Consider the following 13,501-nt stretch of genomic DNA (forward strand, 5'->3'; position numbering starts at 1 on the left):
GCGTGATGCCTGAGAGCGGAAATCCTGCTTCAATTGCCAGTAATCACGTACGACACAAACTGGCTAGAACTTAAGAAGAGAAGATCTGCCCCTCTTCGCATCATTTATACTTATGCGAAAAGGCCAATAACTGCAGATTTATCCCGCCTGCTAAGCCTGTTAGCATGCACGCCATCAAAAAGCCTAATCCGATAACGCTTTATTTAGAAAATCTCAGTGGTCTACACTCTGAGAAATCTTTAGCCTTGCCGCCAATTTACTGGAGTGCTCTATGTTGTTAACCGTTCTCTATATTATTGGTATTACAGCCGAAGCCATGACCGGCGCGCTGGCGGCAGGACGTCGTAAAATGGACCTGTTTGGCGTGATCATCATCGCCTCGGTCACCGCCATTGGCGGCGGTTCGGTGCGTGACATTTTGCTGGGCCACTATCCGCTCAGTTGGGTTAAAAACCCGGAGTACATCATGATCGTGGCTGCGGCTGCGGTTGTGACCACCTTTGTTGCACCGCTAATGACGCACCTGCGCAAAGTGTTTCTGGTGCTGGATGCGCTGGGTTTAGTGGTGTTCTCCATTATTGGCGCCCAGGTTGCACTGGATAGCGGGCACGCCTCCATCATTGCAGCCATCGCCGCCGTGATCACCGGCGTATTCGGCGGAGTGCTGCGCGATATGTTCTGCAATCGCATTCCGTTGGTGTTCCAGAAAGAGCTGTATGCCGGTATCGCTTTCGCCTCGGGCTGGATGTATATCCTGTTGCTGAAAACGCCGCTGGCGCATGAAGCGGTGGTGATCATCACGCTACTGTTCGGCTTCTTCGCCCGCTTGCTGGCGCTGCGTTTCCGCCTCGGTTTGCCGATCTTCAACTATCCCCATCCTGAACATTGAATCAGTTGCAGGAATCTCCTGCTGCTGCAGAAAGTGAATCAACTGCTGCAGGTGCGCATCCTGCAGCATCATCACAATCCGTTGTGCTAACACGCTACCGATACCGGGCAGCTGCTGCCAGCTTTCCGCCGTTCGCGCCAGCAACTGCGACCACTGCGCATCCGGTAAAGCCTGTAACGCTGCACGCGGCAACGGCAAGCCAAGCGCACTCACCCAGCGTCGCAGCGGCTGCTCACGCGTCAGGTTAAAGCGGTGCCAGATAAGTTGCGCGCGAGCCGGCGTGATGCCATTAGCCTGCGCAATCTGATCCGGCGTCAGGGTCAGCCAGGAAAAGAGATGGCTGATAGCGCCGCTATCCAGCAGGCGCTGCCAGCTGCTGCGCTGAACGCCCGCAATATCGAGTACCGACTTCTGGCTGAGCCAGCTAAGGCGAGATAAAAACTGCGCCCGGCAGTCGGCGCTAAAGTGCAGACAGGTTAAGCCGTGGAATTCGCCCTCCTGTGGCGACGCTGGATAATCGCGCTGCGCCACACGCCAAATCACGCGCTCCAGTCGCGGAATGCCTAATCCCGCCAGCGTGAGCGTCACCTCATCACCCGCGATCACATCCAGTTCCCGCCAGCGTCGCAGGGAACCAATGTTTACCCGGCGTACCGTTTTGTCCTCCAGTTGCACCGGTATCAGATTTAGCACCACGGCGATCTTGCCCGTGCGGCCCACATTGAAATCCACTGACAGCACTTCGCTGCTGACTTCTGCTGGTTGATACTTCCATGCCGCTGACCAACTGCCCTGGCCGGGCTGCCAATCGCGCCCTGCGCTGACGGGTGATTGATGAATTACCACGCCATCGGTGACAAACGGCAGCGATTCGCGGAACCAGCGATCGCGCCATACCGCGACCTCTTCTTCATTACTCACCTGACGGCTCCAGCTCTGCGCCAGCCCAAATCCCCATTGTGTGAGCTGCGCCAGACGATCGGGCATTGAATTGGGTCCATCCGGCCACGCCCAGATAAATACGCTAAGCTGCTCAAGTAGCGGGCTGTTGTCGTGGCGCATCATCGCTCCCGCCACCTGCGCGCGCGCGTTCTTGCCGCCGTCACGCGCCTGTTGATGATCGGTCATTTGCAGAAACAGCTCACCCTGCAGCACCACTTCCTCGCGCAAGGTATCCAGCTGCTGCGGGATGGAGGGAATATGTGCGGATTTGGCCAGCCACTCTTCGCCACGTAAACCATCACCGCGACTGATCAATGAGGCCAACTTACCCTGTCGATATACCAAAGTAACGGCGACGCCATCGACTTTCGGCTGCAGCCACAGCGCAGATTTGTCCTGCATCCAGTACGCCACTGCCAGCTTATCGCGCAGTTTGCGCACGCCGGTATGCGCCACCGGATGATGCGTACTGCCATCGGTGGTGAGTTGTGCATCGTAGGTGGCGTGCGCCGGAGTGAAACAGCGCTGCCACTGCTGTAATCGCAGTTGCAGGCTGTCGTAATCGGCATCGGTCACCAGATTTGTGCCCTGCCGGTAATACGCGTCATCCCACTGTCGTAGCTGGGTTTGCAGCTGTGTGATTTCCTGCCCCGCGCGCACCGGCGACCAATTCGGGCAGAGCGCTTCGGCCCAGCAACCCATACTGAATAAGCAACACAATAGACTCAGGCATCCTTTCATCTTCGCTCTCCTTTTTTGCTATTGGAGCGCGCAGCGCAGGCCTTTACCAGCCATGAAGATTGCGCGCTGGATGCAGATTCCAGAGATTAAATTGCTGTTGCAGCCTGCTACATCAGCCTCTGGCGCGGCTTCACAGAAAAAAGAATTGCCTCAGCCAAGCGGCAAACGCTGCGTGACCACCCCAAGCCGTGTATACTGTGCAGGAAATCGACTCCGCTCTTTACTCAATTCAAGATAACCATGGCTCAAGGCACGCTTTATATAGTTTCCGCCCCCAGCGGCGCGGGTAAATCCAGCCTGATTCAGGCGCTGTTAAAGACACAACCGCTGTACGATACGCAGGTGTCTATTTCTCATACCACCCGTGGCGTGCGTCCCGGTGAAGCTCATGGTGAGCACTACTTTTTCGTCTCTAAGTCCGAATTCGAGACCATGATTGCAACAGACGACTTCCTCGAACATGCGGAAGTGTTTGGCAATTATTACGGTACGTCACGCGCTGCGATTGAGCAGGTGCTGGCGACCGGCGTGGACGTCTTCCTGGATATCGACTGGCAAGGTGCGCAGCAAATTCGCCAGAAAATGCCTGCCGCTCGCAGCATCTTTGTGCTGCCGCCTTCTACCGAAGAGTTGGATCGTCGCCTGCGTGGCCGCGGTCAGGACAGCGAAGAGGTGATTGCCCGTCGTATGCAACAGGCCGTGGCGGAAATGAGCCACTACGCCGAGTATGACTATTTAATTGTTAATGATGATTTCGATCTGGCGCTGTCAGATCTGAAAACCATTATTCGCGCAGAACGTCTGCGTATGGGTCGCCAAAAATCGCGACATGATGCTTTAATCAGCAAACTATTGGCAGTCTGAATTCACTTTCAGTATTATGCCCAGTCATTTCTTCATCATCTGTGGAGTAGCACACCTATGGCACGCGTAACCGTTCAGGACGCAGTAGAGAAAGTTGGTAACCGTTTTGACCTGGTGTTGGTCGCTGCACGTCGTGCACGTCAGATGCAGGTAGGCGGTAAAGATGCGCTGGTTCCGGAAGAGAACGATAAGCCAACCGTTATCGCCCTGCGCGAAATCGAAGAAGGTTTGATCACTACCCAGATTCTGGATGTCCGTGATCGTCAGGAACAGCATGAGCAGGAAGCCGCTGAGTTACAAGCCGTTACCGCTATCGCTGAAGGTCGTCGTTAACAGCACTTCGCAGGTCGCCCTTGTATCTGTTTGAAAGCCTCAATCAACTGATTGAAAAATACTTGCCTGAGGAGCAAATTAAGCGCCTCAAGCAAGCTTATCTAGTCGCGCGTGATGCCCACGAGGGTCAAACACGCTCCAGCGGCGAGCCTTATATCACCCATCCTGTTGCTGTAGCCTGCATTCTGGCCGAGATGAAACTCGACCACGAAACGCTAATGGCGGCGCTGCTGCATGATGTGATCGAAGATACGCCCGCCACTTACCAGGATATGGAACAGCTGTTTGGTAAAAGCGTTGCCGAACTGGTGGAAGGTGTATCCAAGCTCGATAAGCTGAAGTTCCGCGACAAGAAAGAAGCGCAGGCTGAAAACTTCCGCAAAATGATCATGGCGATGGTGCAGGATATCCGCGTCATCTTAATCAAACTGGCTGACCGCACGCACAACATGCGCACGCTCGGCGCGTTACGTCCGGATAAAAAACGCCGTATCGCGCTGGAAACGCTGGAGATTTACAGTCCTCTGGCGCACCGCCTTGGTATTCATCACCTGAAAACAGAACTGGAAGAGCTCGGCTTTGAAGCGCTCTACCCGAACCGTTTCCGCGTGATTAAAGAGGTGGTGAAAGCGGCGCGCGGTAACCGTAAAGAGATGATTCAGAAGATCCTTGCTGAAATCGACGGTCGCTTACAGGAAGCAGGTATTCCCTGCCGCGTAAGTGGACGCGAAAAACATCTCTACTCGATCTACCGCAAAATGCACCTGAAAGAGCAGCGTTTTCACTCGATCATGGATATCTACGCCTTCCGCGTCATCGTGAAAGATCTGGATACCTGTTATCGCGTGCTCGGACAGATGCACAGCTTGTACAAACCGCGTCCCGGACGCGTAAAAGATTACATCGCCATTCCCAAGGCCAACGGCTATCAATCGCTGCATACTTCAATGATCGGCCCACACGGCGTACCGGTTGAAGTGCAGATCCGTACTGAAGATATGGATCAGATGGCAGAAATGGGTGTGGCAGCACACTGGGCGTATAAAGAGAGCGGCGAAGTCAGCGGTACTACCGCGCAGATTCGTGCTCAACGCTGGCTACAAAGCCTGCTGGAGCTGCAGCAAAGCGCCGGTAGCTCATTTGAATTTATCGAAAGCGTGAAATCCGATCTCTTCCCGGATGAGATCTACGTGTTCACGCCGGAAGGCCGCATCGTCGAATTGCCGGCTGGCGCCACGCCGGTCGATTTCGCCTATGCGGTGCATACCGATATCGGTCATGCCTGCGTCGGCGCACGCGTCGATCGCCAGCCTTACCCGCTGTCACAATCGCTGACCAGCGGTCAAACCATTGAAATCATCACCGCGCCGGGTGCTCGCCCGAACGCTGCCTGGCTCAATTTTGTCGTCAGCTCGAAAGCGCGCGCCAAAATCCGTCAGCTGCTGAAAAACCTCAAACGTGAAGACTCCGTCAACCTGGGTCGTCGTCTGTTGAGCCACGCGCTCGGCGGCAGCAAGAAGCTGGCAGAGATTCCGGTTGAGAACATTCAGCACGAACTTGAGCGCATGAAGCTGACCGCCATCGATGATTTGCTGGCAGAAATCGGCCTGGGCAACGCCATGAGCGTGGTGGTGGCAAAGAACTTGCTGCAGTCAGGCAGTGAAGAGCCGCAGAGCAACAGCAAACGCAAAAAGCTGCCGATCAAAGGCGCGGATGGCGTGCTGATTACCTTTGCCAAATGCTGCCGTCCAATTCCTGGTGACCCGATTGTGGCGCACGTTAGTCCCGGAAAAGGTTTGGTGGTGCATCACGAATCCTGCCGTAACATCCGTGGCTACCAAAAAGAGCCTGAAAAGTTCATGCCGGTTGAGTGGGATAAAGTGACCGACCAGGAATTTGTCGCAGAGATTAAAGTCGACATGTTCAATCATCAGGGCGCACTGGCGAATCTGACCGCGGCAATCAACACCGCCAGTTCCAATATTCAGAGCCTGAATACCGAAGAGCGTGATGGTCGCGTGTATAGCGCCTTTATCCGCCTCACCGCGAACGATCGCGTCCATCTGGCGAATATTATGCGCAAAATCCGCGTAATGCCGGACGTGATCAAAGTTCACCGCAACCGTAACTAGCCCATGAACGCTCAACGTTTTGCCCGAATTCAGGAGATGCTGGCCCTGCGCCAGCACGATCTCACCGTCTGCATGGAACAGGTGCATAAACCGCATAACGTCTCGGCAGTGATCCGTACCGCCGATGCGGTGGGCATTCATGAAGTGCACGCCGTCTGGCCAAGCGTGCGTATGCGCACCATGGTTTCCGCTTCGGCCGGCAGCAACAGTTGGGTGAAGGTTAAAACGCATCAGCATATTGCAGATGCAGTGCGTCATCTGAAGGATGAAGGCATGCAGGTGCTGGCGACCAATCTGTCCGCCAAAGCGGTAGATTTTCGCGACATCGATTACACCAAACCGACCTGCATTCTCATGGGTCAGGAAAAAACCGGTATTACCGCTGAAGCGCTGGCGCTGGCCGATCAGGACATCGTTGTGCCGATGGTGGGCATGGTGCAGTCGCTCAATGTCTCGGTGGCTTCCGCGCTGATTTTGTATGAAGCGCAACGTCAGCGACAGAATGCTGGAATGTATCAGCGCACCTATAGCCTGCTGGATGAAGATGAGCAGCAGCGTTTGCTATTCGAAGGTGGTTATCCGGTGCTGGCGCGCGTTGCCAAGCAGAAAGGCCTGCCGTATCCGCACATCAATGGTCAGGGCGAAGTAGAAGCCGACGCCGAGTGGTGGGCCACCATGCAATCAACAGGTAGAAAATGAAAGGCCGTCTGCTGGATGCCATCCCGCTCAGTACCCTGACCGGCGTCGGCGCCAGTCAGGCGGGCAAGCTGGCCAAACTTGGCCTGTTCACCATTCAGGATTTACTGCTGCATCTGCCACTGCGTTACGAAGACCGCACCCAATTGTATAAAATCAATGACCTGCTGCCGGGCGTTTATGCCACGGTGGAAGGTGAAGTGCTGAGCAGCGAAATCACTTTTGGTCGCCGCCGCATGTTGGTGTGCCAGATCAGCGACGGCAGCGGCATGCTGACCATGCGTTTCTTCAATTTCAATGCCGGGATGAAAAACAGCCTGTCGCCGGGCCGCCGCGTCACCGCCTACGGCGAGATTAAGCGCGGTCAGCGCGGTGCTGAAATCATTCATCCCGAGTATCGCGTGCAGGGCGAACAGGGCGGCGTTGAGCTGCAGGAAACCCTGACGCCGGTTTATCCCACTACCGAAGGCATTCGCCAGGCGACACTGCGCAATCTCACCGATCAGGCGTTGACGTTGCTGGAGAGCTGCCCAATTGCCGAGCTGCTACCGTCCGAGCTGAGCGGCGGGCTGATTAGCCTGCCGGATGCCCTGCGCACGCTGCATCGTCCACCGCCGGATCTGCGTCTGAGCGAGCTGGAAACCGGCCGCCATCCGGCACAGAAACGCTTAATTCTGGAAGAGCTACTGGCGCATAACCTCAGCATGCTAGCCGTACGCGCCGGTGCGCAGCGCCATCATGCATTGCCGATGACGGCGCGCCACGAGCTGGTTGATCAGCTACTGGCGGCGCTGCCCTTCTCGCCAACCGGTGCGCAACAGCGTGTGGTGGCAGAAATTGAAAAGGATTTGGCCAACGATTTTCCGATGATGCGTTTGGTGCAGGGCGATGTCGGCTCCGGTAAAACGCTGGTAGCCGCACTGGCGGCACTGAACGTCATCGCACACGGCAAACAGGTAGCGCTGATGGCGCCGACCGAACTGCTGGCCGAGCAGCATGCCAACAACTTCCGCCAGTGGTTTGCACCGCTGGGAATTGAAGTGGGCTGGCTGGCGGGCAAGCAGAAAGGCAAAGCGCGCGAAGCGCAGCAGGAAGCCATTGCCAGCGGTCAGGTCGCGATGGTGGTCGGCACCCACGCGCTGTTCCAGGAACAGGTGAAATTCAACGGCATGGCGCTGGTGATCATTGATGAGCAGCATCGCTTTGGCGTGCACCAGCGCTTAGCGCTGTGGGAAAAAGGCGAGGAACAAGGTTTCCATCCGCATCAGCTGATCATGACCGCTACGCCGATTCCGCGCACGCTGGCGATGACGGCTTACGCCGATCTCGATACCTCCACCATCGACGAATTACCGCCAGGTCGTACGCCGGTGACCACGGTGGCGATTCCCGATAGCCGCCGCAGTGAGATCATCACGCGTGTGCAAAGCGCCTGTCACGAAGGGCGTCAGGCTTATTGGGTGTGTACGCTGATTGAAGAGTCAGAAGTGCTGGAAGCGCAGGCGGCGGAAGCAACGTGGGAAGAGCTGAAAGTGGCGCTGCCCGATTTGCAGGTTGGTCTGGTGCACGGCCGCATGAAGCCCGCCGAAAAGCAGGCGGTGATGGCGGCGTTTAAGGCTAATGAAATCCAGCTGCTGATCGCCACCACGGTGATCGAAGTGGGCGTGGATGTGCCGAACGCCAGCTTGATGATAATCGAAAACCCGGAACGTCTCGGTTTGGCTCAGTTACATCAGCTGCGCGGCCGCGTTGGGCGTGGTGCTGTCGCTTCACACTGCGTGTTGTTGTACAAAGCGCCGCTCAGCAAAACCGCGCAGAAGCGGTTGCAGGTGCTGCGCGATAGCAATGACGGCTTCGTGATTGCCCAGCACGATCTGGAGATTCGCGGTCCGGGTGAAATGCTCGGCACACGTCAAACCGGCAACGCCGAGTTTAAAGTAGCGGATTTACTGCGCGATCAGGGCATGATTCCCGAAGTTCAGCGCGTGGCGCGTCATATCCACCAGCACTATCCAGAGCAGGCGCAGGCACTGATTGAGCGCTGGCTGCCGGAAACCGAGCGCTACAGTAACGCTTAATCCGCCGTCTTGCTTTTATCGATGGCAATAAAATCCCCAACAAATTTCTGCAGCAGACGCGCCAGCTCGGCGCGCTCTTCATCCGGCCAGCTGGCAAACAGGTTCTGATAAATTTGCGCGCGCGCCGCATCGATTTTGTCGGTCATTGCTTTACCTGCCGCAGTGATCACCGCTTCATTCACCCGTTTGTCTTTGGCATTTTTCTGGCGCTGCGCCAGCCCTAACTCCTCCAGCTTCGCCACCTGACGACTGACGGTGGTGTAATCGCGTCCGGCCCGCTCCGCCAGCTCCACCACGCCAATTGGCCCGAAGCGACCGATTTGAATCAGTAGCGGAAACAGCGCGCGATCAAGCTGAATATTTGACTCTTTTATCAATAATTCATCACGTTGTGGACGATTGAAAGTTCCTACAATCATCAGCAGCGCATTGTGCAGATCATCAAATGCAGCACTATTATGTGTATTTTGCACGCTTTTCATTGACGTTATCCTGAGGCAAGCCTAATGTGTGCATATTACACATAGTTTCCACTTAACTGAAGGTGAAAGCATGAAAGCAGCGATAGTTTCCGCGGCAGGTGAACTGCCCGTTTACGGTGATTTTCCTGAACCGCAGGCCGATGAAAGCCATGTGGTGTTAACAGTGAAAGCCGCCGCCGTCAGCCAGCTGGCAAAAGCACGCGCCGCCGGAACGCATTACAGCGCGGCCGCGCACTATCCCTTTATTACCGGCATCGATGGTACCGGCACGCTGAGTAATGGCGATCCGGTTTACTTCCTTGCCTTTAATGCACCTTGGGGCAGCATGGCGGAGAGAACCTTAGTGCCCGCCGACAGCATCGTTTCGTTGCCGCCGAAATTGGATCCGGTGCTGGCCGCTGCGCTGGCGAATCCGGGCATGTCATCCTGGGCGGCATTAACCCGACGCGCCCAGCTGCGCACTGGTGAAACCGTATTGCTCAATGGCGCAACCGGTACGTCGGGCGGTTTAGCGGTGCGTATCGCACAGCATCTAGGTGCAGGCAAAATTATCGCCACCGGTCGTAATCGCGCCGCGCTGGATCAACTGCGCGCGCAGGGCGCCGACCTCACTTTCACGCTGGATGAATTGCCGGACGCGTTACCGGCGTTGATGAAAGAAGGTGTTGATGTGGTACTCGATTATCTGTGGGGCCAGAGCGCACTCGATATCATGCACGCCGCCGTAGCGGGCGGAGAGAAAACGGTACGCTTTGTACAAATCGGTTCCTTAAGCGGACAGGAAATTACCCTGCACAGCAAACTGCTGCGCTCGTCCGGGCTGACATTAATGGGCAGCGGCCTCGGCAGCGTGTCGGATAAAGAGTTGCTCGCCTGCATCGGCGAAATGCTGACGGCCGCCGCCGAGAGCGATTTTTCGATCGCCTTCCAGATGCGCTCGCTGAGTGACGTCGCGCTGGCGTGGCAGGAAGATGACAGCCGTTGCCGTACGGTGTTTACGCTTTAGATCAACGGAAGTAAAAAGGGGCATTGCAAACGATTGCTTTCACAACGCAACCGTTTAAAATCGCCCCTTTGTTGTAATTGAGAACGTCCACCATGTCCGTCAACACCGCTGAAACTCGCCAGCCTGCCAGCGCTGCAAGCCCGAAAAGTGAACTGATTTACCGCCTCGAAGACCGTCCACCGTTACCGCAAACCTTGTTTGCTGCCTGTCAGCATTTGCTGGCGATGTTTGTCGCGGTGATTACGCCTGCGCTGCTGATTTGCCAGGCGCTGGGTTTACCGGCACAGGACACGCAACACATCATCAGCATGTCGCTGTTTGCCTCGGGCGTGGCATCCATTCTGCAAATCAAAACCTGGGGACCCGTGGGCTCTGGCCTGTTGTCGATTCAGGGCACCAGCTTTAACTTCGTGACGCCGCTGATCATGGGCGGCATGGCGCTGAAAAATGGTGGCGTTGATGTGCCGACCATGATGGCGGCGCTGTTTGGCACGCTGATGGTGGCGTCTTGTACCGAAATGGTGCTGTCACGCGTGTTGCACCTGGCGCGCCGCATCATTACGCCGCTGGTTTCCGGCATTGTGGTGATGATTATTGGCCTGTCGCTGATTCAGGTCGGTTTGACCTCCATCGGCGGTGGCTTTGCGGCGATGAGCGATCACACGTTTGGCGCTCCGAAAAACTTGTTGCTGGCGGCTTCGGTATTGGTGGTGATTATCCTGCTTAATCGTCAGCGTAATGCTTATCTGCGCGTGGCTTCGTTGGTGATCGCGATGGCGGTAGGTTATGCGCTGGCCTGGGCGCTGGATATGCTGCCCGCCACCAGCACGCCAGCCGATCAGCCGCTGATTGCCGTGCCATCGCCGCTCTACTACGGCCTGGGCTTTGACTGGAATCTGCTGATCCCGCTGATGTTGGTGTTTATGGTGACCTCGCTGGAAACCATCGGCGACATCACCGCGACTTCTGATGTTTCCGAGCAGCCGGTAAGTGGCCCGCTGTATATGAAGCGTCTGAAAGGCGGCGTGTTGGCCAACGGTCTTAACTCCTTTGTCTCTGCGCTGTTCAACACCTTCCCGAATTCCTGTTTTGGCCAGAACAACGGCGTGATTCAGCTTACCGGCGTTGCCAGCCGCTATGTGGGCTTTGTCGTGGCGCTGATGCTGATCGTGCTTGGCCTGTTCCCAGCCGTGAGTGGTTTTGTGCAGCATATTCCAGAACCGGTGCTGGGCGGTGCCACCATTGTGATGTTTGGTACCATCGCCGCATCTGGCGTGCGCATCGTTTCGCGTGAACCGCTGAATCGTCGTGCCATCATGATTATCGCGCTGTCGCTGGCGGTAGGTTTGGGCGTTTCTCAGCAGCCGCTGATTCTGCAATTTGCCCCGGACTGGCTGAAAACCCTGCTTTCATCTGGCATTGCGGCCGGTGGTATTACCGCCATCGTGCTGAACCTGATCTTCCCGCAAGAAAAGTAATCCTGCAGGCAGGCTTCGGCCTGCCTGATATTTATCCGCATTTACATCCAGGCTGTTGAGCTGTAACGGTAATTCAGGCATAACAACCACTCACCGGATAAATATCGGGATGGATAAGTGCGATGAAATTTTTAGGCAAGTTTTTCCTTACCTTACTGCTGCTAATTCTGCTGGCGCTGGTAGTGCTGTATGTGTTGCTACAAACACAATGGGGCGCAGGTTGGTTTAGCCGCTGGGTAAGCGATAAAACCGCTTGGCATCTCTCTCTCAGCAAGATTGAGCACGACTTCTCCTCCCCTTCGCATATCATTCTCGATGACTTCAGCTTTGGTCATGATGGTCAGCCCGCCGTGTTGGTGGCGAAACGCGTTGATCTTGGCCTGGCGCTGGTTCAGTTCAGCGATCCACTGCACTTCAACAGCATCGAAGTGCGCGACGGTGAAATCAATCTCGCCAATCAAGCGCCCGATACCACGCTGCCGATTCAGGCCAATCGCCTGCAGCTGAATAATGTGCGTATTGAGAATCCGCACAGCGCATTGCCGATGACCGCTCAGCGCGTGAACGGCGGTCTTCTGCCGTGGAAACCGCTGCCTAACGACGTGCTGGGCAGCGATGCGCAGTTCCAGATTAGCGCTGGCACCCTGACGCTGGATGGCGTACCGGGTAACAACGTGCTGCTGCAGGGCAGTATCAAGCAACGTCGTCTGGTGCTGAGCAATATCGGCGCCGATCTGGCGCGCGGTTCGATGACCGGCAACGCCGAGCGCGATGCGCTGGGTAACTGGAAGATCGACCAACTGCGCCTCAACGATATCCGCATGCAAACCCATCAAAGCCTGAGCGACTTCCTCAATCCGCTGCGCGCTGTGCCTTCTGTGAGCATCAACCGTCTGGATATGACCGATGCACGCCTGCAAGGACCTGACTGGGCGGTGACCGATCTCGATTTAACCCTGAAAAATGTCACCCTGCGCGGCGATGATTGGGAAAGCGATGGCGGTTCTCTCTCCATGAATGCCGGGAATTTTATTAACGGTGGCTTTGAGCTCAACGATCCTATCGTCAATGCCGAATTCTCGGCGCAGGGCATCGCGCTGACGCAGTTCAGTTCGCGCTGGGTGAATGGCGTGGTGCGCGCCAGCGGCAACTGGACGCGCAGCGACAAACGTCTGACGCTGGATGAACTGGCGATCGCCGGGCTGGAATATACTTTGCCGCAAAACTGGCGTGAACGCTGGCAGCAAACCTTACCGGACTGGCTGGATAGCGTGCTAATAACCCGCGCTACTGCCAACCGTAACCTGATTATTGATATCAATCCGGCGTTCCCGTTCCAGATGACGTCACTGGATGGCAGCGCGAATAATCTGCTACTGGCGCGTCAACATCAGTGGGGAATCTGGTCCGGTAAAGCCAGCTTCAACGCGGCCGAAGCCACCTTCAATCGTACCGATCTGCGTCATCCGTCCATTGCGCTGAATGCCAACGATCAACAGATTCAGGTAACAGAATTGAGCGCCTTTAACGGCAGCGGTTTACTGGAAGGATCAGCAACGGTTGGGCAGGACGCGCAACGTCCGTTGACGCTGAATCTGAAAGGCCAGGCTGTGCCGGCAAACGTGCTGGGCAATTGGGGTTGGCCAACGCTGCAGTTGAGCGGTAACAGTAATTTACAGCTGCAGCTGAAAGGTTCGCTGAACGCCAGCGCGCCGCTGCGCCCCAGCGTGGATGGCACGTTGTCGGTAACCACCGATGCCCAAGCTGTACAGCAAACGATGCGGGGCGGGCAAGTGCAATAATTCTGTAGCGGCGCGATTCATTGCGCTCTTTTGACTTTAAAAAGCGATGCGCAATAAA

Annotated in this window: 11 protein-coding genes; 9 read left to right on the plus strand and 2 right to left on the minus strand. The window is 56.1% G+C overall.

The window, feature by feature from the left end:
• The first annotated feature begins 271 nt into the window (after nucleotides 1-271).
• Nucleotides 272-889 (plus strand): trimeric intracellular cation channel family protein, encoded by a 618-nt coding sequence (locus tag PO881_RS19185; protein ID WP_008109765.1) that lies wholly within the window; start codon nucleotides 272-274, stop codon nucleotides 887-889.
• On the opposite strand, the gene ligB is transcribed toward PO881_RS19185, so the two are convergent.
• Nucleotides 803-2,572 carry an NAD-dependent DNA ligase LigB gene (gene ligB / locus PO881_RS19190; protein ID WP_280172248.1) on the minus strand — a complete coding sequence of 590 codons (1,770 nt, stop codon included), beginning with the start codon at nucleotides 2,570-2,572 and terminating at the stop codon, nucleotides 803-805. The genes PO881_RS19185 and ligB overlap by 87 nt on opposite strands.
• 240 nt (nucleotides 2,573-2,812) lie before the next feature.
• Between ligB and gmk the strand changes: the two genes are divergently transcribed.
• From gmk to recG, 5 genes are read left to right on the plus strand one after another with little or no spacing between them, the layout of a single operon-like run.
• The gene (gmk, locus tag PO881_RS19195) at nucleotides 2,813-3,436 is read left to right on the plus strand and encodes a guanylate kinase (RefSeq protein ID WP_008109768.1); all 624 of its coding nucleotides are present in this window, start codon (nucleotides 2,813-2,815) and stop codon (nucleotides 3,434-3,436) included.
• Nucleotides 3,437-3,493: 57 nt separating this feature from the next.
• Entirely contained in the window at nucleotides 3,494-3,769 is a 276-nt protein-coding gene (gene rpoZ / locus PO881_RS19200; RefSeq protein ID WP_007885265.1) for a DNA-directed RNA polymerase subunit omega, read from the plus strand.
• Between the two features lie 20 nt (nucleotides 3,770-3,789).
• Nucleotides 3,790-5,901 (plus strand): bifunctional GTP diphosphokinase/guanosine-3',5'-bis pyrophosphate 3'-pyrophosphohydrolase, encoded by a 2,112-nt coding sequence (spoT, locus tag PO881_RS19205; protein WP_101760709.1) that lies wholly within the window; start codon nucleotides 3,790-3,792, stop codon nucleotides 5,899-5,901.
• 3 nt (nucleotides 5,902-5,904) lie between these two features.
• Nucleotides 5,905-6,600: a tRNA (guanosine(18)-2'-O)-methyltransferase TrmH gene (trmH, locus tag PO881_RS19210; RefSeq protein ID WP_101760710.1), complete on the plus strand. Its 696-nt coding sequence runs from the start codon at nucleotides 5,905-5,907 to the stop codon at nucleotides 6,598-6,600.
• Nucleotides 6,597-8,675, plus strand: coding sequence for an ATP-dependent DNA helicase RecG (recG, locus tag PO881_RS19215; protein ID WP_277974292.1), 2,079 nt, complete (start codon nucleotides 6,597-6,599; stop codon nucleotides 8,673-8,675). Before trmH ends, recG begins: the two co-directional genes overlap by 4 nt.
• Here the strand turns inward: recG and PO881_RS19220 are convergent.
• On the minus strand, nucleotides 8,672-9,157 hold the full coding sequence (locus PO881_RS19220) for a MarR family winged helix-turn-helix transcriptional regulator (protein ID WP_110868425.1): 486 nt from the start codon (nucleotides 9,155-9,157) through the stop codon (nucleotides 8,672-8,674). The genes recG and PO881_RS19220 overlap by 4 nt on opposite strands.
• 70 nt (nucleotides 9,158-9,227) lie before the next feature.
• On the opposite strand from PO881_RS19220, the gene PO881_RS19225 reads away from it, so the two are divergent.
• From PO881_RS19225 to PO881_RS19235, 3 genes are all read left to right on the plus strand, one after another.
• Nucleotides 9,228-10,163: a zinc-binding alcohol dehydrogenase family protein gene (locus tag PO881_RS19225; RefSeq protein WP_280172249.1), complete on the plus strand. Its 936-nt coding sequence runs from the start codon at nucleotides 9,228-9,230 to the stop codon at nucleotides 10,161-10,163.
• Nucleotides 10,164-10,255: 92 nt separating this feature from the next.
• Complete coding sequence (locus PO881_RS19230; RefSeq protein ID WP_008109781.1) at nucleotides 10,256-11,641, plus strand: uracil-xanthine permease family protein; 1,386 nt, start codon at nucleotides 10,256-10,258, stop codon at nucleotides 11,639-11,641.
• A gap of 122 nt (nucleotides 11,642-11,763) precedes the next feature.
• The gene (locus tag PO881_RS19235) at nucleotides 11,764-13,443 is read left to right on the plus strand and encodes an AsmA family protein (protein WP_280172250.1); all 1,680 of its coding nucleotides are present in this window, start codon (nucleotides 11,764-11,766) and stop codon (nucleotides 13,441-13,443) included.
• Nucleotides 13,444-13,501 lie beyond the last annotated feature (58 nt).

This window comes from Pantoea sp. SS70, from assembly GCF_029866845.1.
Lineage (GTDB): Bacteria > Pseudomonadota > Gammaproteobacteria > Enterobacterales > Enterobacteriaceae > Pantoea > Pantoea leporis.